The organism is Pararhodobacter sp. (genome assembly GCF_036802785.1).
Lineage (GTDB): Bacteria > Pseudomonadota > Alphaproteobacteria > Rhodobacterales > Rhodobacteraceae > Pararhodobacter.
The window spans coordinates 191,505-212,736 of sequence record NZ_DAIRVN010000002.1 but is presented as its reverse complement, the minus strand read 5'-3'; the positions used below and the strand labels follow the sequence as shown (position 1 = coordinate 212,736).

At 63.1% G+C, this 21,232-nt stretch carries 20 protein-coding genes; 12 read left to right on the top strand and 8 right to left on the bottom strand.

Annotated features, from left to right (window positions below):
* Window positions 1–88 precede the first annotated feature (88 nt).
* Together V7Q53_RS01970 and V7Q53_RS01965 are read left to right on the top strand one after the other, a co-directional pair.
* Complete coding sequence (locus V7Q53_RS01970; RefSeq protein ID WP_333826684.1) at window positions 89–565, top strand: TRAP transporter small permease; 477 nt, start codon at window positions 89–91, stop codon at window positions 563–565.
* A gap of 81 nt (window positions 566–646) precedes the next feature.
* Entirely contained in the window at window positions 647–1,930 is a 1,284-nt protein-coding gene (locus V7Q53_RS01965) for a TRAP transporter large permease (protein WP_333826683.1), read from the top strand.
* 159 nt (window positions 1,931–2,089) lie between these two features.
* Here V7Q53_RS01965 and V7Q53_RS01960 read toward each other — a convergent pair whose 3' ends face one another.
* Window positions 2,090–2,986: an AEC family transporter gene (locus V7Q53_RS01960; RefSeq protein ID WP_333826682.1), complete on the bottom strand. Its 897-nt coding sequence runs from the start codon at window positions 2,984–2,986 to the stop codon at window positions 2,090–2,092.
* 394 nt (window positions 2,987–3,380) lie between these two features.
* Complete coding sequence (locus V7Q53_RS01955) at window positions 3,381–5,279, bottom strand: ABC transporter ATP-binding protein (RefSeq protein WP_333826681.1); 1,899 nt, start codon at window positions 5,277–5,279, stop codon at window positions 3,381–3,383.
* Window positions 5,280–5,352: 73 nt separating this feature from the next.
* On the opposite strand from V7Q53_RS01955, the gene soxR reads away from it, so the two are divergent.
* Together soxR and V7Q53_RS01945 are read left to right on the top strand one after the other, a co-directional pair.
* Window positions 5,353–5,805: a redox-sensitive transcriptional activator SoxR gene (soxR, locus tag V7Q53_RS01950; protein ID WP_333826680.1), complete on the top strand. Its 453-nt coding sequence runs from the start codon at window positions 5,353–5,355 to the stop codon at window positions 5,803–5,805.
* 779 nt (window positions 5,806–6,584) lie between these two features.
* Window positions 6,585–7,748, top strand: coding sequence for an ATP-binding protein (locus tag V7Q53_RS01945; RefSeq protein WP_333826679.1), 1,164 nt, complete (start codon window positions 6,585–6,587; stop codon window positions 7,746–7,748).
* Between the two features lie 24 nt (window positions 7,749–7,772).
* On the opposite strand, the gene V7Q53_RS01940 is transcribed toward V7Q53_RS01945, so the two are convergent.
* On the bottom strand, window positions 7,773–8,468 hold the full coding sequence (locus V7Q53_RS01940) for a hypothetical protein (RefSeq protein WP_333826678.1): 696 nt from the start codon (window positions 8,466–8,468) through the stop codon (window positions 7,773–7,775).
* Between the two features lie 545 nt (window positions 8,469–9,013).
* Between V7Q53_RS01940 and V7Q53_RS01935 the strand changes: the two genes are divergently transcribed.
* Together V7Q53_RS01935 and V7Q53_RS01930 are read left to right on the top strand one after the other, a co-directional pair.
* Window positions 9,014–10,318, top strand: a complete 1,305-nt coding sequence (locus V7Q53_RS01935; RefSeq protein ID WP_333826677.1) for an AAA family ATPase — start codon at window positions 9,014–9,016, stop codon at window positions 10,316–10,318.
* Window positions 10,315–11,391 (top strand): ParB/RepB/Spo0J family partition protein, encoded by a 1,077-nt coding sequence (locus tag V7Q53_RS01930; RefSeq protein WP_333826676.1) that lies wholly within the window; start codon window positions 10,315–10,317, stop codon window positions 11,389–11,391. The genes V7Q53_RS01935 and V7Q53_RS01930 overlap by 4 nt, the downstream gene beginning before the upstream one ends.
* A gap of 433 nt (window positions 11,392–11,824) precedes the next feature.
* Here the strand turns inward: V7Q53_RS01930 and V7Q53_RS01925 are convergent, their stop codons facing one another.
* Both V7Q53_RS01925 and V7Q53_RS01920 read right to left on the bottom strand, forming a co-directional pair.
* Window positions 11,825–12,733 carry a 2-hydroxyacid dehydrogenase gene (locus V7Q53_RS01925; protein WP_333826675.1) on the bottom strand — a complete coding sequence of 303 codons (909 nt, stop codon included), beginning with the start codon at window positions 12,731–12,733 and terminating at the stop codon, window positions 11,825–11,827.
* A 223-nt stretch (window positions 12,734–12,956) separates the two neighbouring features.
* A complete protein-coding gene (locus V7Q53_RS01920; RefSeq protein ID WP_333826674.1) occupies window positions 12,957–13,247 on the bottom strand; it encodes a GNAT family N-acetyltransferase in 291 nt (96 codons plus the stop codon).
* A 115-nt stretch (window positions 13,248–13,362) separates the two neighbouring features.
* Here V7Q53_RS01920 and V7Q53_RS01915 point away from each other — a divergent pair, with 115 nt between their 5' ends.
* A complete protein-coding gene (locus V7Q53_RS01915) occupies window positions 13,363–13,659 on the top strand; it encodes a hypothetical protein (RefSeq protein ID WP_333826673.1) in 297 nt (98 codons plus the stop codon).
* A gap of 97 nt (window positions 13,660–13,756) precedes the next feature.
* On the opposite strand, the gene V7Q53_RS01910 is transcribed toward V7Q53_RS01915, so the two are convergent.
* Together V7Q53_RS01910 and V7Q53_RS01905 are read right to left on the bottom strand one after the other, a co-directional pair.
* Entirely contained in the window at window positions 13,757–14,797 is a 1,041-nt protein-coding gene (locus V7Q53_RS01910; protein ID WP_333826672.1) for a tartrate dehydrogenase, read from the bottom strand.
* Window positions 14,798–14,939: 142 nt separating this feature from the next.
* Window positions 14,940–15,254 (bottom strand): aldehyde dehydrogenase family protein, encoded by a 315-nt coding sequence (locus V7Q53_RS01905; RefSeq protein ID WP_333826690.1) that lies wholly within the window; start codon window positions 15,252–15,254, stop codon window positions 14,940–14,942.
* Between V7Q53_RS01905 and V7Q53_RS01900 the strand changes: the two genes are divergently transcribed.
* Window positions 15,217–15,462, top strand: a complete 246-nt coding sequence (locus V7Q53_RS01900; protein ID WP_333826689.1) for a M20/M25/M40 family metallo-hydrolase — start codon at window positions 15,217–15,219, stop codon at window positions 15,460–15,462. The two genes, V7Q53_RS01905 and V7Q53_RS01900, sit on opposite strands and share 38 nt — an antisense overlap.
* Here the strand turns inward: V7Q53_RS01900 and V7Q53_RS01895 are convergent.
* Window positions 15,392–15,553 (bottom strand): hypothetical protein, encoded by a 162-nt coding sequence (locus V7Q53_RS01895; protein WP_333826688.1) that lies wholly within the window; start codon window positions 15,551–15,553, stop codon window positions 15,392–15,394. The genes V7Q53_RS01900 and V7Q53_RS01895 overlap by 71 nt on opposite strands.
* A 24-nt stretch (window positions 15,554–15,577) precedes the next feature.
* Here V7Q53_RS01895 and V7Q53_RS01890 point away from each other — a divergent pair, with 24 nt between their 5' ends.
* The 4 genes from V7Q53_RS01890 (at window position 15,578) to V7Q53_RS01875 (ending at window position 21,216) form a co-directional block, all read left to right on the top strand.
* A complete protein-coding gene (locus tag V7Q53_RS01890) occupies window positions 15,578–15,784 on the top strand; it encodes an Lrp/AsnC ligand binding domain-containing protein (protein ID WP_333826671.1) in 207 nt (68 codons plus the stop codon).
* Between the two features lie 120 nt (window positions 15,785–15,904).
* Window positions 15,905–17,461 (top strand): D-aminopeptidase, encoded by a 1,557-nt coding sequence (locus tag V7Q53_RS01885; protein WP_333826670.1) that lies wholly within the window; start codon window positions 15,905–15,907, stop codon window positions 17,459–17,461.
* 310 nt (window positions 17,462–17,771) lie between these two features.
* Window positions 17,772–19,592: a S9 family peptidase gene (locus V7Q53_RS01880; RefSeq protein WP_333826669.1), complete on the top strand. Its 1,821-nt coding sequence runs from the start codon at window positions 17,772–17,774 to the stop codon at window positions 19,590–19,592.
* Window positions 19,593–19,617: 25 nt separating this feature from the next.
* Window positions 19,618–21,216, top strand: a complete 1,599-nt coding sequence (locus tag V7Q53_RS01875) for an ABC transporter substrate-binding protein (protein ID WP_333826668.1) — start codon at window positions 19,618–19,620, stop codon at window positions 21,214–21,216.
* The last annotated feature ends 16 nt before the right edge of the window (window positions 21,217–21,232 follow it).

Below are 21,232 nucleotides of genomic sequence, written 5' to 3'. Positions count from 1 at the left end.
CCCCGGTGGGCCCACCCCAAGACACTGGCGCGCTGCGTCCGGCCCGACCCCCGGCCGGACGCAACACCAAGAGTTGCATGGGAACAGTATGACCAGACCTCCCCTACACATCTGGCTGAGCGAGATCCTTATGGCGATCCTGATGGTCGTGCTTGTCGCGGCCACCTTCACGCAGGTTCTCATGCGTTATGTCTTCAATTACTCACTTCCGTGGGCCGATGAACTGGCGCGCACCGGCCTTGTCTGGCTGGTGTTTTCGGGCATGGCAGTGTGTTTCGCACGCGGACAACACGCGGTGGTCGGGCTGATGCTGGACCGTTATGCCGGTCGGTCCGGGCGCCTTGCCTGCCTGCTCATCGACATCCTGATCTTCACGCTGTTCGCGGCGATTCTCTACGGCGGGGCACAATTGGCGCTCCTGACAGCCGAGCAGCGCAGCTCGGGCCTCGGCATCTCGCGGGGGCTGGTCTATGCGGCCTTGCCGATCGGGGCGCTGCCCATGTTGATTGAACTGTTGCTGCAGAATTACCAACGTTTTTTTGCCCCTCACCGCCCCACCGGCTGATCCGACGATCCCAAATCCACCCCGCGAACCGGCAGGGCTGGCCACGCCCAGGCTGCGCGGAATCCGTAAGAAAGAGACACCATGGAAGCCATTGTCCTGCTGTTCCTGTTTCTCGTCCTGCTGGTGATTGGCGTTCCTATCGCTTTTTCGATCGGGCTGGCGGTGCTGGCCGTGCTGCTCTACTCCGACATCTCGGTGCTGATCTTTGCGCAGCGCATCGCCAATGCCGCCGATAGTTTCGCGCTGCTGGCGATCCCGCTGTTTATCCTCGCTGGCGAACTGATGAACCGCGGCGGTATGACGCTGCGCCTTGTGGATTTCGCGCAAGCGATTGTCGGGCATATCCGCGGCGGGTTGGGGCACAGCTGTGTGCTGGCGAGCCTGATATTTGCGAATGTCTCCGGCTCAGCCGTGGCGGACACCACCGCTGTCGGCTCCGTCATGATTCCCGCGATGAAGCGCAAGGGCTACAACCCGCGCTTCGTTGCCTCGCTTCAGGCCAGTGCCGGGCTGCTGGCCCCGATCATCCCGCCCAGCATCCTGATGATTCTTTATGGCTCCATTGTTAACGTCTCCATCGGTGGCCTGTTTCTTGCTGCGGTGGTGCCGGGGTTGCTGATCGCCCTGGGGCTGATGGTGATGGTCTTCATTCTGACGTCGCCGCGTTTTCAGCCGAACATCGAACGCGAGCGCTTCGCTGGAATGCAGCGCATCCGGGAGGCGGGCATCCGGGCTATTCCCGCTCTGGGAATGCCGGTGATCATCATTGGCGGCATCGTGGGTGGAGTCTTCACAGCCACCGAGGCGGGGGCCGTTGCAGTGATCTATTCTTTCGTCATCGGTAAGTTCTTCTACCGCTCCTTCAGGTTTTCGGAGGTGCCGCAGATCCTGCTTTCGGCAGGCTCACTTACCGTTATGGTGATGGCCATCATTGTTTTCGCAGCAGCATTTGGCTGGCTTCTCGCGATGCTTGGCATTCCGGCGCTGATCATCGATTTCATGACCAACCTGACCGAGAACCCTTATGTGTTCCTGATGCTGACCATCGCCTTTGTGCTGGTCCTTGGCACGGTGATGGAGGTGCTGGCCATCGCCACCATCTTCGGACCGCTGTTGAACACCCTGGCAATCTATTACGGCTTTGATCCGGTTTACTTCGGAGTGATCGTCGCCATCTCCATGCAGGTCGGTGGCATCACACCGCCGGTGGGCATTCTGCTCAACATCACCTGTGGGATCGCCGGCACTCGACCGGGTCAGTGTCTGGGCTACATCGGCCTGTTTATCCTGGTAATTCTGCTCGTCCTCGCCCTGATCATTGTCTTTCCCTCCATTGCGATGTTCTTGCCGCAGACCTTCCTCTGACCGCGACATAGGCATTGTGACGATCTGGCATGAACGCATGCATCAGATCGACCGGTTCAGGGGTGATTTTGGGTTTGGCTGAAAGGGCAGAGGGGCTGGCCGATCCCGGGGAGAGGGGTTCTGGGCGCCATCGTTGACGCACACATCGATATTGCCGTGCTACCGGCCGAACAACCAGACAACCAACGGTATCGTCACCACGGCCGCCACAGTTTGCGCAGACACGATGCCCGCCATCAGCCTGCCGTCACCCTGCAGCTGGCGCGTCAGCACATAGGCCGTCGGCGCGGTGGGGATTGCGGAAAACACCACCAGGACCAGAGTCTCAAGCGCTTCCAGTCCGAAAGCGTGCGCTGTGAGCGCCGCCAGCGTGGGCATGGCGAGCAGCCGCAAGGCGCTGACGCCTGCAATGGTCATGCTGTCCTGCCGCATCGCCGCCGGTTGCAGGGCGGCACCCACGCAGAGCAGACCAAGCGGCAGGCTGGCCCGCGCCAGCAGCTCCAGGAACGTGCCGGTGCCATACGGCAACCCGAAGCCCGAGAGCGCCAGCATGATACCCACGATACAGGCCAGAATGAGCGGATTGCGCAGGATGATGCGCGCCAGCATCGCGGGCGATGCGCTGTCAGTGAGCGCGATGATCGACAGCACATTGACCAGCGGCACACCCACCGCCAGATAGACTGCCGCCCGCTCCACGCCCGCCGTCCCGGCAAGTGCTGCAATCGCCGCAAGCCCCAGATAGGTATTGAACCGCACCGTGCCCTGCATAAGCGGCCCAAACCGCGCGGCGGGAAGCGGGCGCAGCCAGCGCACCAGATAAAGCCCCGCGGCGCCGGCCAGTATCACGCATACCGCAGCCCCCCCCAATCGCAGCACCGCAGGGTCGCGCACCGGCGCACTGGCCAGGCTGGTGACCAGAAGCGCCGGGAACAGGATGAAATAATTCAGCTTTTCCGCCGCCGCCCAGAACGCGCCGTCGGGCATGCCCCGCCGGGCGAGAATGAAGCCAAGGCAGATTGTGGCGAACAGCGGCCAGATGGTGAAGAAAAGCAAAGCCTGAAACCCTTGTCTCGCGCCCGCGGCGCAGCACGGTGCAGTCTATGGTGACAGGTTGGAATTACGCCTCCGCGCGGCGGCCAGCAAGACACCACCGCCGGATCGACAGACATGAGATATCCGGGCACGCAGTTGCCTCTTGATCCGGCATGCTTTTCGGTAAGATCAGGATAGATGGCGACCGGTTCCACAGAGCTTGAACCCGGCGAGATAAGATGCCTGAAGACCGCCCCTGCGCCCTGCTCATCTGGCGCGCTGAACAGCCTGTCGAGGCTGTCCTTATCCCGGAAAAGACGCTGCATCTCCACGGGCGCGCGCCCTGCCAGGACACACAGAGACAGGGTATGGTTGCAGGAAGTGGTTGCCCCAGGGCAAATTTCCCCTGCGCCGGTCAGCCAGGACCAATCAGTTCTATCGTCTCAGGCTCCGTGTTGAGGAACCCTCCCGACTGGCGGTGCCACAGGTCAGCATAAAGCCCGCCGCGCTGCAAAAGCGCGTCGTGACTGCCTTCTTCGACGATCTGCCCGCCATCCATCACCACAAGCCGGTCAAGTGCGGCAATCGTCGACAGCCGGTGCGCGATAGCGAAGACGGTCTTGCCAGCCATCAGGCCGGTCAGCTGCTCCTGAATGGCGGCCTCCACCTCAGAATCCAGCGCCGATGTCGCCTCATCCAGCACCAGAATGGGCGCATCCTTCAGCAGCGCCCGCGCAATCGCGATGCGCTGGCGTTGCCCGCCGGACAGCTTGACCCCGCGCTCCCCAGCGTAGGCATCCAGACCAACCCGACCCTGACCATCGTTGATGTCCTTCACAAAACTCCAGGCCTGAGCCCGCTCAAGGGCACCGATCACCTCGGCGTCCGTTGCATCCGGCCGGCCATAGGCGACGTTTTCGCGGATTGAGCGGTGCAGGAGGGCGGTGTCCTGCGTGACAACCGCGATGGCGCGGCGCAGGCTTTCCTGCGTCACCCCGGCAATGTCCTGCCCGTCAATGGTGATCCTGCCAGCCTCGATATCGTGAAAGCGCAGCAGCAGATTGACGAGTGTCGATTTGCCCGCGCCTGACCGCCCGATGATCCCGACCCGCTCACCGGGCCGGACATTCAGCGACAGATCCCGGATCACGCGGCCCGCGCCGGCATAGTGGAACGCCACCTTTTCAAAGGCGACCGCGCCTTGCGTCACCACAAGCGGGCTGGCATCGGGGCGGTCATTCACAACCTGCGGCAGCGCGATCGTGTTCATCCCGTCCTGCACGGTTCCGATATTCTCGAAAAGCGCCGCAATTTCCCAAAGAACCCATTCTGACATTGAGCGGATGCGCATGACCAGCGCGATAGCAACCGCGATGGCGCCCAGCGAGAGCGAACCAAGATGCCAGCCGTAGATCGCTAGACCGGCGACCCCGGCCAGCAGAAGCGAGTTCACGGTCTGCAGGGCGACCGTCAGCTTGGTGACAAGGCGCATTTGCTGGTGGACCGTCACCATGAAGCCGTCCATCGCATCACGCGCGTATTCCTGTTCACGATGGGTATGGGCAAACAGCTTGATCGTCTGGATGTTGGTGTAGCTGTCAACAATGCGCCCCGTCATCTGCGCGCGCGCATCGGCCTGCCGCATCGAGATCTTGCGCAGTCTCGGCACAAAATAATACGCGATGGCGATATAGGCACAGAGCCAGAAGATAAGCGGCAGCGTCAGGCGCGGATCGGCGGCACCGACCAGCGCAACCGCGCCGATGAAATAGATGACGATGTAGACAAGAACATCTGTCAGCTTCATCACCGTCTCGCGCAGGGCGAGGGCGGTCTGCATGACCTTCTGGCTGACACGGCCCGCGAACTCATCCTGAAAAAAGCTCATGCTCTGTCCAAGGATGTAGCGATGCGCCAGCCAGCGGGTGATCATCGGGTAGTTGCCGAAGACCGTCTGATGCGTCAGCAGGGAATGGCCAAGCACGACCAGCGGATAGCCGATGACGAAGAGGGCGCAAAAACCGATCAGGCGCCAGAGATTCGCCTCCAGAAACCCTGCGCGCTCGGCCCCGGCAAGCCAGTCAACAAGCTGACCCATGGAGCCGATAAGCGCAATTTCAATGACAGAAAGCACTGCCGTGAAAAGCGACATGAGGGCCAGCCACGGCAACATCGGGCGCGAGTAATGCAGAACGAAGGGCAGCAGCCGCGCAGGCGGCTGGCGTGGTTCCTCTTGCGGAAAAGGGTCAACCCGGCTTTCGAAGAAAGCAAAAACCCCTTTTCGCGGCATGTCGTCATCTGAGCGCAGGGCCATCGATTCCTCCTGTTGTCACATCCGGCGACACCCTGCTACAACCTCAAGCATGGTTCAGGTCAAGGGAAAAAGCATGCGAGCGGAACTCAGTGTGGGGGAAGTCGCCTACCGCAGCGGTGTCCCGGTCTCGACCTTGCATTTCTATGAGGCCAGGGGGCTGATCCGGAGCAGGCGCACCGAGGGCAACCAGCGCCGCTATGGCCGTGATGTCTTGCGAAGGGTCGCCATCATCAAGGTTGCCCAGCGAACCGGGCTATCGCTCACGGAGATTCGCCAAGCGCTTGATACCTTGCCGCAAGACCGGATGCCGGCCGCTTCTGACTGGCGGCGCCTGTCGGTAAACTGGCGCGAAGAACTCTCGGCGCGGATCGCCCGGCTTACGCGGCTGCGCGACAATCTCGACGGATGTATCGGTTGTGGGTGTCTGTCACTGGCGCTGTGTCCGCTCAGAAACCCCGATGACTGCCTTGCAAACGAGGGTCCCGGTGCCGCCCTCCTTGAAGATCGCTCTGACCGCGAAGCCTGACCTTGTAGGGCCCAATGCCTCATTCAAGATCGGTCTGTATCCAGCGGGGGGAGTGGTGGATATCGATTGTCTGCAGCCGACCCGGCAGCAGTTCAACCAAGGCCTCGCGTATCGGCTTGCGGTTGCGCGCTGTCGCAGGCGCGTGCCTGAGCCCAGGATGCAACGCCGCGGTTGCAGCCGTGTCGTCAAGCGGGTCTGTCGAGGCGGGATCGGGTAAATGAAACATGTGGATTTTCCGATCATAGGCGGTGCAGCAGCGAGTCGCTCAATATTCTGCAATAGAAGGGATATGACCCAATATATGATCATAATACCAGAATTACGGCGATTACTTCGGCGTTCTGTACAGCGGATACACTGAAACCTTATTCGTTACCAACGCGCAAGACCAGCATTCACCCTCAGATCGGGTGTGGCGCAAGGAAACCAAGGCAAATCCGATGAGCAGCATCAGAGCGTACCCCATTGCATCCGCTTACAATCGGTCGTTTATCAACAGGATATGAAACTGCAAACACCCGGCTTTGGTGCCGCTCGTCGGTTATTCCGCGAATCGACCATGGCGCAGCCTCCTGCCCCGTACTGAAACCTGCGGACACTTTGACAAGCGCGCCCCAGGCGGCCTGCACGGTCGCTTTCACTACTTCCGGGAATAACCGGGCGGGGACGGCAATGCGCCCGTGTGGGAAGCTGACGCATGTTTCGGGTGAAATACGCAGGAAGCGCAAAATCCAAAATTAGCCTTGCAAATCCTCCATTACATGGCATATTTGCAAGGTATGTATCACCGCCAAACCCATCAGTCCGTCTTGTCCGCCCTCGATAGCCAGTCAGCCGTCGTCCTGCTGGGGCCCCGGCAGGTGGGCAAAACCACCCTTGCGCTTGAGATCGCCGAAAACGGCCCCTCCGTATATCTCGACCTTGAGCGCGAGGCAGACCGGCAGATCCTGACCGAACCTGACCTCTACCTTGATGAACAGGCCGGAAAGCTCGTGATCCTTGATGAGGTTCAGCAGATGCCAGGCCTGTTCAAAAGCCTGCGCGGGCAGATCGACATGCGCAGGCGCAAGGGTTTGCGCACCGGGCAGTTTCTGCTTCTCGGCTCGGCATCGAATGTGCTGCTCCATCAATCGGCGGAATCGCTCGCCGGGCGGGTGCGCTACATCGAAATGCCGCCCCTTCTGCTCGACGAGGTTGGGCAGGGCCTGCTGAACGCGCTGTGGCTGCGTGGCGGCTTCCCTGACAGCTTTCAGGCAGACAGTGACCGGGCCAGCATGAGCTGGCGCGAGGATTTCCTGCGCACCTATCTGGAGCGCGACATCCCCGCCCTCGGCCCCCGCATCCCGGCCGCCACGCTGCGCCGGTTCTGGACGATGCTGGCGCATGCACAGGGTGGTCTGCTGAACGCCGCATCCCTTGCCGAGGGGCTGGGCGTGTCCGGCCAGACGGTCGGGCGCTACCTTGATCTTCTGGTCGATCTGATGCTGGTGCGCCGCCTTCAGCCCTGGCATGAGAATGTCGGCAAGCGCCTCGTCAAATCGCCAAAGGTCTTCGTGCGCGACAGCGGGCTGGTTCATGCGCTGCTTGGTCTTGGGACGCAGGAAAGCCTTCTGGGTCATCCGGTGGTCGGTGGCAGCTGGGAGGGGTTCTGCATTGAAACCCTCATCGCCGCAGCGCCCGCCGGGACCGAGCCCTTCTTTTACCGCACTTCGGCAGGGGCGGAGCTTGACCTGGTGCTGCGCCTTCCCAACGAAGACATCTGGGCGATTGAGGTCAAACGCACGACGGCGCCAAAGGTGTCGCGGGGTTTCCATCTTGCGGTCGATGACATCAAAGCGGGCCGGAAGCTGCTGGTCTATGCGGGTGAGCGGGAGGTTCCGGCAGCCGATGGTCTGCGCGTGATGCCGCTTGCCGCGGCGGTTGAGGCACTGCGCGCGCTGTAGCGTCAGCCCCGCCTCTGCCACCGTCTAGTCATTGATCTGTATGGTGGCGATCTGCGGGGAGATCCGTTGGGCCACGGGCAACAGGCGGCTGACCAGATGGGTGCGCAGATAATTCGCGCGAAACCTGCCCGGCACATTGAGCACCAGCACATTCCCCTCCAGCCCCGCACTGGTGACGTTGCCGAGCCATGCCTGCGCCTGCGCCGGTTCAATCTGGTCAAAGGCACGCTGGATAAGCGGCCAGAGCCGGGTTTCCTCGTCTGTCCCCGCGGGGACAGGGAAAGGCACGACGGTGCCTTGCATCTGTGGCCGGGGCGGGGTTTGCTGCGCGGGTGGCGCGCTCAGCCGTTCAACGAAATCCGATCCGACGGCGGGCCACAGAGCGCTGGTATCCTGCATCAGCCGCTCAAGCGACAACCCGTATTCGCCCACCCTGCCCCGCCCCGGCGCGCGTTTCTGGAACAGCCACCCGCGTTGCCGGTACTGCGCCATCGCCCGTTTCACCGTGCGCGGATCGACGGACCAGAGGCGCGCCAGATCGGTCTGCGCCACGGCCAATGTGTCGCTGGCCCAGTTGTAGCGCGCGGTGATCGCGACCATCAGCCGAAGGATCAGCCGCTGCTCTCCGGGTGGGGCGCTCAGCGCCAACGTGCCCATGGCAGTCAGCAGATCATACTTGCGCGCGCTTGCTGACGGGCCGACGGGTTGTTTGAATGCCATGACGTGTCCTCGATATACTGCCTCAAAGCGGGTCTTGATGCCCGTCGCCGTCGATACCGTTGTCTGCTGAGGGTGTTTCGACCTCATCAAGCAACGCTAATCCCGATCTGTCACCAATCTACGTTTGGTAACCATTCGATGTCAACGATTCCTTGCGGTGGCCATGCCGGTGATTGCTCGCCTTCCCCTGAACCATGATTAAAAATCTGGTTTAATGGTAATAGGGGTCAGCATGGTGTCCCCTCAAAGGCGCTGGAATGTCCCCCTACTGGTAGAAGTGCGGCGGTTCGTGTCCCCTAAATGGAGCGTACTGACTGCCGAGCCCGTCCTGCCCGGCGCCGCCGCTCGGTAACATTCACGCGAATCACCTCAAGCCCGTAAGCGCCAGCAGGACAAGCGTTTTGGCTATGCGGCAGGCTGGCCCTGTCCCCGCGGGGACAGTATGGTGCAAAACGGTAATCAGGGAAAGTTTAGAAATTGCGTTTTCCAGAAAAACGCGTAGATTGGCGCCATTCCATAATAAGCGTCTTTGAGAGGCAGTTTCCATGTACACCCACGAAACCCTGGCCCGCCTGCAGGCACAGTCACTCAAGATGCAGGGCTGGATCAGGCAGCAGACCTTCTCGCCGCAGCATGAGAAAACCCTGCGCCGCTTTTCCAGCTGGGAGCTGGGTGAGCTGATCCTGAAGGTCAACCAATCGACCCTGCGCGGCAAGATGGCGGCGGACCCCAGTCTGCCGCAGGGGCTGGTGGAGGAGGACGGCCGTCAGCGCTGGTACTCGCTGGAAGAAATCAACGAGCTGCGCCGCCGCCTGCGCATCGGCAAGCAATCCTTGTTGCCGCGCAGGCCGGCGGGCAAGCGCGCGCTGCGCGCGGCCATCGCCAATTTCAAAGGGGGCGCTGGCAAATCCACGGTTGCGCTGCATTTCGCCCATGCCGCCGCATTGGACGGCTACCGCGTTCTCACCGTTGATTTTGACCCGCAGGCAACGCTGAGCCATTCCATGGGCCTCTCTGACATCGCCGAGGAATTCACGGTCTGGGGCATCATGGCCCGCGACCTGATCCGCGAGACCGAGCGCATGAATTCCGCGGTGCGGGGCGCCGAAAGCGGCACCGCCCTGCCCCAGCGCCGCCTGCCCGCCTCGGTCACGGAAATGGGCCTGGCCGAGTTGCGGCTGGCAGATTTCATCCGGCCCACCTGCTGGCCGACCATCGACATCGTGCCGTCTTGCGCCAATGCGGCCTTTGTCGAATTTGCCAGCGCGCAGTACCGGCACCTGAACCCTGAATGGTCGTTCTTCGCCGCCGTGTCGCGCTTCCTCGATACGCTGCCGGATGACAGTTATGATCTGATCCTGTTCGACTGCCCGCCCGCCATCGGCTACCAGAGCATGAACGCGGTCTTCGCGGCGGATATGCTCTATATCCCGTCTGGCCCCGGGTATTGGGAGTATGACAGCACCACCAGTTTCATCGGCCAGCTGGCCGAGGCGCTGGAGGATCTGAGTGGGTTTTCCGGCCTTGTCCCCGCGGGGACACTGAAATTGCCGAAGTCATTTCTGGACGTGCGCTTTCTGCTGACCCGGTTTGAGCCGAATAATGAGCTGCACCGCGCGATGCAGGAAGCCTTTGGCAAGGTGTTTGGCGACAGAATGGCCACGCATCCGATAGAGCTGACGCGCGCGGTTGAACAATCCGGCCGGTTCCTCGCTTCGATCTATGAGATTGATTACCGGCAGATGACACGGGAAACATGGCGCCGCGCGCGGCTGTCTTTTGATCGGGCCTATGAGGAATTCCGCACCCATGCGTTGACGGCGTGGGATCAGATGGAGGACACGAAATGACCAAACGCCGCATGTTCGATATCGGCTTCCCTGACGATGATCTGGAAGCTGTCCCCGCGGGGACAGAGGCCGCGCCGCGCCGGGGGCCGATGGCCGCCGCCATCACTGAGAACGCCGAGGCGCTGCGCGAGCGCGCCGATGTCGAAACCCGCATCCGCGCCGAAAATGACGCGCTGGCGCATGAATTTGTGCGGCTGCGCGGGCTGGGCCTGCTGGTTGACCGTATCCCGCTGGGGGATATCCGGACGCAGGCCCTGACGCGCGACCGCGCGCCGGGGCGGGATAATGAGATCGACGAGTTGAAGGAATCGATCCGCCAGATCGGTCTGTCAAACCCCATCCGCGTGGTGGCCCGCGACGGCGGGTATGAACTGGTGCAGGGGTTCCGGCGGCTGATGGCCTATCAGGAGCTGCTGGAAGAAACCGGCGACACGGGCGCCTGGGGGCAGATCCCCGCCGGGCTGGTGGCGCCGGGGGAAAGCATCGAGGGGCTGTATCGTCGCATGGTCGACGAGAACATGGTGCGGCGCGATATCTCCTTTGCCGAAATGGCCGAACTTGCGCGCGCCTATCTCGCCGATCCGCAGACCGACGCGCCCTCGCTGGATGCGGCGATTGCGGCGCTGTTCGGCTCAGCGGCACGTCAGAAACGGGTCTATATCCGCAACTTCGCGCGGCTGCTGGACGCGCTGGACGGCGCGCTTGCCCATGCGCCGCAACTGCCGCGCGCACTGGGTCTGGCCGTCTGGAAGCGCCTTGACCGGGAGCCGATTTCGGCCGCTGGCCTGCGCCGGAAACTGGCCGCCGAGCCGGGGCGCGATGCCGAGCGGGAGCTGGCGATTCTGCGGGAGTTTGCCGAGGGCGGGGCAGGGGCGGTTGCACCGAAAACCGAAGGGAAGCCGCATAAACCCGGTGCCAAGACGACGCTGCGTGTGTCGCACCGGGGCGATATCGCGCATTGCACGGCGGCGGACGGCCGGGTTGAAATGCGCCTGCCGCGTGATTTCTCGGCGCTGGACCGGATGCAACTGGAGCGCGCTGTCACCGCGTTTCTGGCAGCCCTCGACGACTGACAGATGTCGTCCCCGCGGGGACAGGCCTCCAATGATCGCCTGACGAAAGCGCCCGCGCCCATGCGCGGGCGCTTTATGCTGTCGGTTTCTGCCGTGCGAGAAAGCAGAGTGCGGGCGCGGGGAACGGCTCAGGCTGAAGCTTTCGGTTGAGCGCCTGAATAATCGTCATAATCCGTGAATTATGATCATATAAGTCCGAAGACCCTAGGAATTCTTCCGAGATACCGCCCTTCTCCAGCGTCGGGATTCCAGCGGCCAGCATCGGCTCCAACTCGCCCGATGAGTCGGTGCGCCAGAGCGGCATGTAGATCTACGCGACGGCACCCCGCATCATGCGCCCGAGGGACGTGGCGCGCTGGTCGTGCATCCGGCGTCGGAGCGTGACGGGCAGTTAATTGTGAGCCTTCCGCTTCAATAAGCCCGCAGCCCTTGGTCAATAGCCCCTGATGCGGTCTACCAGACCGGGTACGCGCTGGCCGGCGCGATGCGCGCGAATGGCTTCCAGTACGAAGCGCGCGCCGTCCTCGGCGCGGGTGCGTGAGGCGATATGCGGGGTCAGAATCACGCGCGGATGCGACCAGAGCGGATGCTCCGGCGGCAATGGCTCGGGCTCGGTCACATCAAGCCATGCGGCGGAAAGCTGGCCGGAATCCAGCGCCGCCAGAAGGGCCTCCTGATCGGTCTGCCTGCCGCGACCGACCTGCACCAGCATCGCGCCCTGCGGCAGGGCTGCGAAAAGTTTTGCATCCAGCATGCCCCCGGTTTCGGTGGTCAGGGGCATCAGGCAGATCAGAATGTCGGTGCGCGCCAGAAACGCATCCAGGTCGGTGAAGACCTCAACCCCGTCAATCCGGCGCGGGCTGCGCGCCCAACCGGCCAGAGGAAAGCCAAAGGGGGCAAGCGCCTGCAACACCGCCTTGCCAAGCTGGCCCAGCCCCATGACGCCCACGCGCCGCTTTGCCGCCGGGTGATCCGTGCCGATCTTCCATTGCGCGGCCCGCTGCTGGTTCAGATAGCCGGGCAGGCCCCGGTGAAGACCCAGCACTGCAAGGGTTACATATTCGCACATCTGCTCGGCAATGCCGGGCTCCAGCATCCGAACGACCTGTGCACCGGCGGGCAGGGCGGTAAGGTCGAACTGGTCAACGCCCGCGCCGGTTGAGAAAAGCAACCGCAGGCTGGGATAGGCGCGCAGGTCCGGTGCGGTCCAGGTGATCATGTATTCCACAGCGGCCGGGTCAGGGGCCGTGCCGCTGTGAAAGGCCAGTTCGGGTGCCTCGGCCGCGAAGATATCGGCAAACACAGCGCCGCGCGCCGGGTCTGAAGTATAGAGAATGCTCATGTTTTTCCTAATGCAGCGCGGATTTCAGGGTTATCGAGGGTCTGGTCAGGGGTCAGGTCGATTTCGTCTGCAGTACAGCACAGCGGCGGCGCGAAGCCCAGCACCCCCCAGCCGAAAGCCCGGATCACAAGCCCATTGTCCACGCCCGGTCAAAGAGCCGCGTTGCGGGCTGGGCGGCGGCGGGCTGGGGGGTGGTTCATGTGGTGGTGGCGACAAGGCGCCATTAGAGCGGATCAAGCGCTTCCATCGCCCGCACCATGACCTTCTGCCCCAGCCCGCGCCCGTGCATCCCCGCATCGACGATGATCATGTTCATCGCGGCAACCGGACCAAGGCTTGCCGCCAGCGCGGTGGCAACGACGCGCCCGCGCTCAAGCGCCACAATCCCTTTCGACAGCGACAGAAGCAACGCCCAGTCCTCGGCCCGGTGGAGCCAGTCTGCGGCCTGCGACAGGGCCAGTGCGCCCGGGATATGGGCTGGCGTCATCCGGGGAAGGGTCAGGGTGCCGGGCATCGGTATTCTCCGCCGGGCGTCTGCCCCTCAGAGTAGGCGTGTGGCGGCACAGGGGCCATGGCGCGCGCACCGACGCGCAAAAGAATCGCCCAAGCTTGCAGCAGGGAACGGCAGGATGTGCCGTTGCTGGCTGGGCGCGCTCCGCGCCGGGCAGGCAGACGGGCTTTGGTATGCTATGGGCTATTCCGGCCACGGCGCGCAGCTTGCCACCCATATGGGTGAGATGGTCGCGGGGCGGATCATGGGTGAGGCGCCCGAAAACCCGTGGCATGACCTCGGCTGGTCTGCGGTGCCGGGGCATTTCGGCAAGCCGTGGTTTCTGCCGCTGGTCGGTGCCTGGTCGGGATCAAAGACCGGGTATTGTGACAAGAGGGGGCCGCAGGGCCCCCTTTCGCGTTTTAATCCGGCCTAAGATAGGCCCCGGTTTCCAGATTGTCCTGGTGCCTTTGCGCCCGCTCCCTCGACCACCTGATCTTTCAGACCGGCCAGCGGGCCGGTTGAGACATCCTTCATGATGCGGCTTCCAGTGCGTTGAGAATGGCTTGAGTGATGGCAGACGTGGTGTCGGCCCCGGCGACGGTGCCAATGCCCCCTGCGGTGGTCGCCTCGACAGCGGCCATGATGCGTGCGGCGCCCCCGGCCTCGCCCAGATGCTCAAGCATCATCGCCGCCGACCAGATCGCCGCGATCGGGTTGGCAATGCCGAGCGCGGCGATATCGGGGGCCGAGCCATGGACCGGCTCGAACATCGAGGGGGCATCGCGGTCAGGGTTGAGGTTGGCCGAAGCGGCATAGCCCAGCCCCCCCTGAATGGCGGCGCCCAGATCGGTAAGGATGTCGCCAAAGAGGTTGGAGGCGACAACGACATCAAGCGTCTCAGGCGCCATCACCATGCGCGCGGCAATGGCATCGACGTGGTATGAGGTGACCTCGACCTGCGGATAATCGGCGGCAACCGCGCGCGTCACCTCATCCCAGAACACCATCGAATGGCGCTGCGCGTTTGATTTGGTGACCGAGGCCAGCTTGCCGCGCCGCGCCATCGCCTGCTCAAAGGCGAACCGCAAAATCCGCTCCACCCCGGTGCGGGTGAAAATGGCGGTTTCCACGGCCACTTCCTGTGCGGTTCCCTGATGCACCCGCCCGCCAGCGCCGGAATACTCCCCCTCGGTATTTTCGCGGATGCACAGGATATCAAAGCCTTCCTTGCGCAGCGGACCCTGAACGCCGGGAAGCAGCCGGTGCGGGCGGATGTTGGCATATTGGCGAAAGGCCTTGCGGATCGGCAGCAGCAGCCCGTGCAGAGAAACAGCATCGGGCACGGTTTCAGGCCAGCCGACGGCGCCAAGAAAGATCGCGTCGAATGCGGCCAGTTGTGCAATGCCGTCTTCGGGCATCATGCGGCCGGTCTTCAGGTGGTAGTCGCATGACCACGGAAAAATCTCGGTTTGGATCAGGCCGGGGGCGGCAGCGTCCAGCACGCGGAGGGCGGCGTCTGTGACAGCGGTTCCTACCCCGTCTCCGGGGATGACGGCGATACGATGGGTCATGGTTTCCTCACAGGTCGATGAGCACGCTCTTCGAGCGGCGGTTGGCATGATAGGCTTCGCGCGCCAGATCCTTGCCCAGACCGGAGGATTTGTAACCCCCGGTCGGCAGGATGTGATCGCGCGAACGGCCACAGCGGTTGATTCAGACAGTCCCGCCCTCGATCCGGCGCATCCTGCGCAGCGCGCGGGAAAGATCGCGCGTGTAGATCCCGGCGCAAAGGCCATAGACGGGATGGTCAGCCAGCGTCGCTGCCGCGTCCCCATCGGTGAAGCGCTGGAAGGTCAGAACCGGGACAAAGATTTCCTCAAGCACGGCGGGCGACTGGTTGGTCACGCGGTCAAGGATGGTGGGGGCATAGAAGAACCCCGGCGCATCCAGCGGCGCGCCACCGCACAGAACCCCGGCCTGCTGCGCGGCGCTGCCGCCGCCTGACGCGGCCCGCTTCGTCCGCTGGATCGAAGATCTGTCAGGGGCAGAGGCGGTTCAGGCTGTCCCCTTCGGGACAGAGGCGGGGCTGTTCCATGCAGCGGGCATCCCGTCGGTCATCTGCGGCCCCGGCGATATCGCACGGGCGCATCGGGCTGACGAATATATCACGCCCGGCGAACTGACCGCCTGTTGCGCCATGCTCCGCCGTCTGGGGGAGGGGCAGGCTGCGGGCTGAAGCCGCCCGCGCCTGTGCCCGTCTGGCAGACGACACAGATTTTGCGCACCGACTCGATCGTGCGCCAGGTGCCGACAAACCCCGGCTTCATGACAAAGCTGTCGCCAGCGAGAAGATGGAAGAGATCATCGAATGCCATCTCATTTCCGGCGGCTATGATTACCTGCTGAAATTTGTCACCGGCAGCATCAGCGACTATCAGGCGATAAAGGAGCGCCTGACGGATATGGAGATCGGGATCGACAAGTATTTCAGCTTTGTGGTGATGAAGTCGCCGTTCATCAAGCATCACCTGCCGTTGAAGACGATCTTTCCGATGTGATCGTGGCGCGGTTCCTCTGGGTTGGGGGGTACTGACCCTGAACTGCGAAGCACCGCGACAATGGTTGCGCCCGCTTCGTCGCTCGGTCAGTCTGCGGGCAGCAACGTTGACGAGGACAAGATGACTGACATTGATCGCACCGCCCTTGATCGCGCGCTGGACGGGCTTGCGCATCGGTTTGCCGGTCCGGGCGGGGTTGCCGGGGTTGTGAAGGATGGCAAGGTGATCGCCCGCCGCGCCTGGGGCTATGCCGACCTGACCGCGCGGCGCCCGATGGCGGCGGTGACCCGGCTGCCGATCTGTTCGATCTCCAAGCAGTTCACCTGCGGCGCGCTTCTGGCGTCAGTGACAGACCCGGCGAAGCTTGACGCCCGCGTGGCCGGGTTCATGCCAAAGTTCACTGGCACCTTGCCGACGGTTCGCCAGCTTTGCGACAACCAGTCCGGCCTGAGGGATTACTGGGCGCTGAGCGTGCTGCATGGGGCCGAAGCGACGCAGACCTTTGCCCGTGAGGATGCCCTGCCGCTGATCGCCCGCATGAAGACCGGGCATTTCCCGCCCGGTTCGGCCTACTCCTATAACAACGGCAATTTCCGCCTCGTCTCGGAACTGATCGAAGCTGAGACCGGCCGCGCGTTGCCAGACCTCTATGCCGAGCATATCTTCGCCCCGGCAGGCATGACCACCGCTGAACTGACCCCCGATACCCGCCATCCCGCCGATGGTGTGGTGGGCTATGAGGGGAACGACGCGACCGGGTTTTTCCCGGCCGACAACGGTATCTTCTGGATCGGTGATGCCGGTATCTCCGCCTCGCTGGACGATATGCTGGCGTATGAAAGCTGGATCGACGCAACCCGCGAAGATGAACACAGCCTCTACCGCCGCCTGTCGGTGCCGCCGACCTATGCCGAGGGGACGCCCGCCAGCTATGGCTTCGGCCTGTCGCATGAGACCGTCGCCGGGGTCAGAGTGACCGGCCACGGCGGCGCGCTGCGCGGGTTCCGGGCGCAGCGGTTTCATGCGGCGGATCAGCGGCTGTCGGTGGTGGTGATCTTCAATCACGAGGCCAGCGCCCACACCGCCGCCGCCTCCTTGCTGCAAGCGGCGCTTGGCTATCAGGAGCCGGAGGGCCAGCGCGCTGACGGATGGGCAGGGCAATGGCTTGACCCTGAGAGCGGATTGCTGCTGCGCGTGACCGAGGACGCCAAGGGGCTGAGCCTGCGCTTTGCCACAGGCCCGGACCGGCTGCTGGTCGGCGAGGATGGGGTGGCGCGCGGTGCTGGCGTGACATTGCGGCGCGACGGAGACGTGCTGCTGATGGCGCGGGGGTCAGACAACCTGCATGTCCGCGCGCTACCCTTGGCCGTGGTGGAAGCGGCGGACGGCACCGATCTGGCGGGAAGTTTCCACGCGGATGAGCTGGGAGCCGATCTGCTGATCGAGGCGCGGGATGGTGGTGTCTATGCGGGCTTTGACGGTCTTCTGGGCAAGGGGCCGATGGAGCGGGTACATCCGGTTGGCCGCGATGTCTGGGTGCTGACCACCCGCCGCTCGATGGATGCGCCAGCACCCGGCGACTGGACCTTGCAGGCCCACCGCGATGCTGCGGGAAAGGTCAGCGGGTTGACGCTGGGCTGCTGGCTGGCGCGCGGCATCGACTATCGGCGGGTCTGAAGGCGCGGCCCGCTGCCGGCGGCCCTCTGGGGCGATCAGGTCTTTGTGCTGCCCTCAAGGAAAAACGGCTCCTGTCCGTGCCGGAAGCGCCTTTCCCCAAAGCGCCGTCTGAGCATTCTTCGGCACCGGAAGCGCCGGGCCGCCCTGCCTGCCGTGCGGCGGGGCAGGGCGCTGCCTTGCCCCCGCCCGCTCTGCCGCAAGGCAGAAACTATTCTCGTTCAGAATGGCTGGTTCCGCATTTTCGTTGGCATTTCATCAGCCTTCGCGGGACGGTATCGCAAGTCGCGATTCCCCGACCGACGGAGCCAGAATGACTGACGTCGCCGAAAAAACACTCCCGCTGTCGATGTCCAGCTTGATTGCCATGGTGGAAACACGGGATGAGGCGGTCTCGCACGACGGGGCATTGCTTGCCTGCCTCTCGAACGCCAGCGGCACACATCAGGTCCGGCTGCGCGACCTTGCCCACGGCACCTTGCGGCAACTGACGGACATGCCTGACCGGATCGGTGCCATTGCCTTCAGCCCGGTATCGCGTGATCTTCTGTTCACGATGGATTGCGGCGGCGATGAGCGGCACCAGCTTTGGCTGATCGCCGGCGCTGCGGGGGCGCCGCAACCACTGACGCAGGATCTGACGACCCTTCATGCATGGGGTTGCTGGTCACCTGACGGTCAGCACATCGCCTACAGCTGCAACGCGCGCGACAAATCCGCCATGGATGTGATGGTGATGGCGCCGGAAACCCGTGTGGCCCGGTGCGTGGTGAGGGGCACCGGCTGGTGCGATGTGCTCTGTTTCACGCCGGACGGGCAGGGGCTGCTGGTGCGCGGGTCTGACCGCGGCACGATGGATCAGGATTTGTGGCTGGTGGACATCGGCTCGGGCAAGCGCCGGATGCTGATGGGGCCGGGTGACGGGGGCGGTGCGAGCGCCATCCTTTCAGCGCGTTTCACGCCGGGCGGAACAGAAATTCTTGTTCTGTGTGATCGCGCAGAGGGGTTTCACGCGGTGCATTGTCTGGACCCGGAAGGCGGCGGACTGGCGCGCGTTGCGCATGTGCCAGAGCAGGATATCGAGCGCTTCGCGCTGGCCGCCAGCACCGGGGCCCTTGCCTTCACCTCGAATGATCGGGGCTACAGCCGCTTGTTTCTTCGTGACCGGATTGACGGTCCGGAGCGCGAGATTGCGCTGCCTGCTGCCGGGGTGATCACCTCGCTGCGGTTTCTGCCGGATGGGTCAGCGCTGGTGCTGAGTTTCGAAACCGCGCAGCGCCCGGCAGTTGTGATGCGCTACGATCCTGAAGCACAGCATTTCAGCCTTCTGGCGGGTGAGGGCGTCACGGATTCAACCAGTGATGCGCTGGTTGCGCCCGAGGTGGTGACGTTCACCAGCTTCGACGGCACGAAGGTGCCCGCCTTTGTCTACCGGCCGCAAGACCCGTTACCGAACTTGCCGGTTCTGTTCATTGTCCATGGCGGGCCCGAGGCACAGTGGCGGCCGGGCTGGCGCGCCGATCTGCAGCATTATCTGGTTTGCGGGATCATGGTTATCGCGCCGAATGTGCGTGGCAGCACCGGCTATGGGCGCACCTATCATCAGATGGACGACCGGGAGCGCCGGGAGGATGCCGTGCGCGACCTTTGCGCGATGGCCGAGGCTGTGGGTGCATGGCCCGAGGTTGATAAGACGCGTATAGGGGCGATGGGCCAGTCCTATGGCGGCTACATGATCCTTGCGGCCCTCGCCCTGCGCCCCGATCTGTGGAAGACGGGTGTCGATTTCTACGGCGTTGCTGATTTCATAACGCTGATGCGCACCACCGGCCCATGGCGTCGCGCTTTGCGGGCCGCCGAATATGGCGCGCCGGAAACAATGGCCGCGTTTCTGACGGATATCTCACCCGTCAATCATCTTGCGCGGATCGCGGCACCGCTGCTGCTGGTTCACGCCACCGAAGACCCCCGCGTGCCGATGGAGCAGAGCGAACAGGTCTTTGCCATCCTGCGCGGGCTTGGCCACCCGGTGGAGTTTTTGCGCCTTACCGGCGAGGGACACGGCTTTGCGCGCCTTGAAAACCGCATTGCTGCTTATTCCCGCGTTGCCCGCTTCCTCAAACAAACCCTCTGACAATAACCCAACAGGAGAATACAAAATGAAAAGACGCTCAAGCCTTGGTTCCGGCATTGCAGCCGCGCTGGTGCTCGGCATCACGCCGGCCGTAGCCAATACCCCCTCTGATGCGCTGGTCATGGCGTGGAACATCGATGCGATCTCGTCCTTCGATCCCGCGCAGATTGCAGAAGTTGTGACCGATGAAATCATCCGCAACACCTGCGACTCGATTGTCGATTTTGACCCGGAAGATTCCAGCCAGTTCATCCCGGGGCTGGCGGAAAGCTGGGAGGTGTCGGACGACGGTCTGACAGTGACCTTCACGCTGAAGGAAGGGATTGTCTTTCCTGATGGAAGCTCCGGCTCCGCGCAGGATCTGGTCTGGAGCCTTCACCGGGTGCTGCAGCTTGGCTATGGCAATGCTGCGGCCCTGACGGAGTTCGGCTTCACCGCCGAAAATGTCGAAGAGATGATCTTTGCGGAAGACGATCGCACTGTGGTGATGAAGCTTGATCGCCCGTATCCGGTAAGCCTTGTCATGGCCAGTATTGCCGCGAACCGCGTTGCCGTGATGCTGAACCGGGAGGTTCTGGAAGCGAATGCGGAAGGCGACGATCTGGGTAACGCCTGGCTTGCCACGCGGACAGAATGCGTGGGCCCGTACAGCCTGGCGCGCTGGAACGCTGGTGAAGTTGTCATGCTGCAGGCCAACGAGAATTACACTGGTGACGCGCCGCACCTGCCGCGCGTCCTTATCCGGCATGTCGCCGAAGCGGGCACGCAACGCCTGCTGCTGGAGCAGGGTGATGTCGATGTCGCGCGCAATCTGTCGCCGGAAGATATCGCTGAACTGGCGCAACGGGATGATATTGTCGTCTCGCAGGTGCTGACGCCTCAGATGTACTATTTGTCGATGAACAACAGCCACCCCGCATTTGAAGATGCCCGGGTCCGGTTGGCGATGCGCTATCTGATCGATTATCAGGGGCTGGGCGACAGCGTTATGGAAGGCGTGGGTGTTCCGCGCGCCAGCTTCGTGCCGATCGGGGTCGCCGGCGCCCTGAGTGAAGAAGAAGGGCAGCCCTTCAGCGTCGATATCGACCGTGCCCGGGAATTGCTGGCCGAAGCCGGATATGCGGATGGTCTGACCGTCTCCATGCTGATCGGTTCGCATGCGATCGCTTCGACAGTGGCGCAGAATATCCAGGAGAATGCCACCCAGGCCGGTGTCACCTTCAACATCGAACAGATGGCCAATGCGCAGTTGTTTGCCCGTCACCGTGCCCGCGATTTCGATACGCTTCTGGTTGGCTATCGCTCGCCGGTGCCGGATGCGAACGGCATGGCGTCAAGGTTTGTCTTCAACCCTGACAACGACCCCGAGGCGCAACTGACCCAGTATGTCAGCTGGCGGTCGGCCTATTACAACGAAGACGCGAACGCGGCTGTGGAAGCGGCCCTTTTCGAGGCTGATCCGGAGGCGCGCATCGGGCTTTACGAAGAGCTGCAGCGCAGTCAGATGGAAGAAGGTGCTCAGGCCTTCATCATGCAGAGCATCGATAACGCCCTGCATCGCAGTGAAGTGCAGAACTGGACCTGGAACGGGCTGCGGGTCTATCTCAACCACGTTTCGAAATAAGTCTGTGCCGGGGGGC

Bases quoted from the DNA above. Each gene is read 5' to 3' on its own strand.
- V7Q53_RS01970 (WP_333826684.1), top strand. From the start codon at position 89: ATGACCAGACCTCCCCTACACATCTGGCTGAGCGAGATCCTTATGGCG.
- V7Q53_RS01965 (WP_333826683.1), top strand. From the start codon at position 647: ATGGAAGCCATTGTCCTGCTGTTCCTGTTTCTCGTCCTGCTGGTGATT.
- V7Q53_RS01955 (WP_333826681.1), bottom strand. From the start codon at position 5,279: ATGGCCCTGCGCTCAGATGACGACATGCCGCGAAAAGGGGTTTTTGCT.
- soxR (WP_333826680.1), top strand. From the start codon at position 5,353: ATGCGAGCGGAACTCAGTGTGGGGGAAGTCGCCTACCGCAGCGGTGTC.
- V7Q53_RS01945 (WP_333826679.1), top strand. From the start codon at position 6,585: ATGTATCACCGCCAAACCCATCAGTCCGTCTTGTCCGCCCTCGATAGC.
- V7Q53_RS01940 (WP_333826678.1), bottom strand. From the start codon at position 8,468: ATGGCATTCAAACAACCCGTCGGCCCGTCAGCAAGCGCGCGCAAGTAT.
- V7Q53_RS01935 (WP_333826677.1), top strand. From the start codon at position 9,014: ATGTACACCCACGAAACCCTGGCCCGCCTGCAGGCACAGTCACTCAAG.
- V7Q53_RS01930 (WP_333826676.1), top strand. From the start codon at position 10,315: ATGACCAAACGCCGCATGTTCGATATCGGCTTCCCTGACGATGATCTG.
- V7Q53_RS01925 (WP_333826675.1), bottom strand. From the start codon at position 12,733: ATGAGCATTCTCTATACTTCAGACCCGGCGCGCGGCGCTGTGTTTGCC.
- V7Q53_RS01920 (WP_333826674.1), bottom strand. From the start codon at position 13,247: ATGCCCGGCACCCTGACCCTTCCCCGGATGACGCCAGCCCATATCCCG.
- V7Q53_RS01915 (WP_333826673.1), top strand. From the start codon at position 13,363: ATGTGCCGTTGCTGGCTGGGCGCGCTCCGCGCCGGGCAGGCAGACGGG.
- V7Q53_RS01910 (WP_333826672.1), bottom strand. From the start codon at position 14,797: ATGACCCATCGTATCGCCGTCATCCCCGGAGACGGGGTAGGAACCGCT.
- V7Q53_RS01895 (WP_333826688.1), bottom strand. From the start codon at position 15,553: ATGAAGCCGGGGTTTGTCGGCACCTGGCGCACGATCGAGTCGGTGCGC.
- V7Q53_RS01890 (WP_333826671.1), top strand. From the start codon at position 15,578: ATGGAAGAGATCATCGAATGCCATCTCATTTCCGGCGGCTATGATTAC.
- V7Q53_RS01885 (WP_333826670.1), top strand. From the start codon at position 15,905: ATGACTGACATTGATCGCACCGCCCTTGATCGCGCGCTGGACGGGCTT.
- V7Q53_RS01880 (WP_333826669.1), top strand. From the start codon at position 17,772: ATGACTGACGTCGCCGAAAAAACACTCCCGCTGTCGATGTCCAGCTTG.
- V7Q53_RS01875 (WP_333826668.1), top strand. From the start codon at position 19,618: ATGAAAAGACGCTCAAGCCTTGGTTCCGGCATTGCAGCCGCGCTGGTG.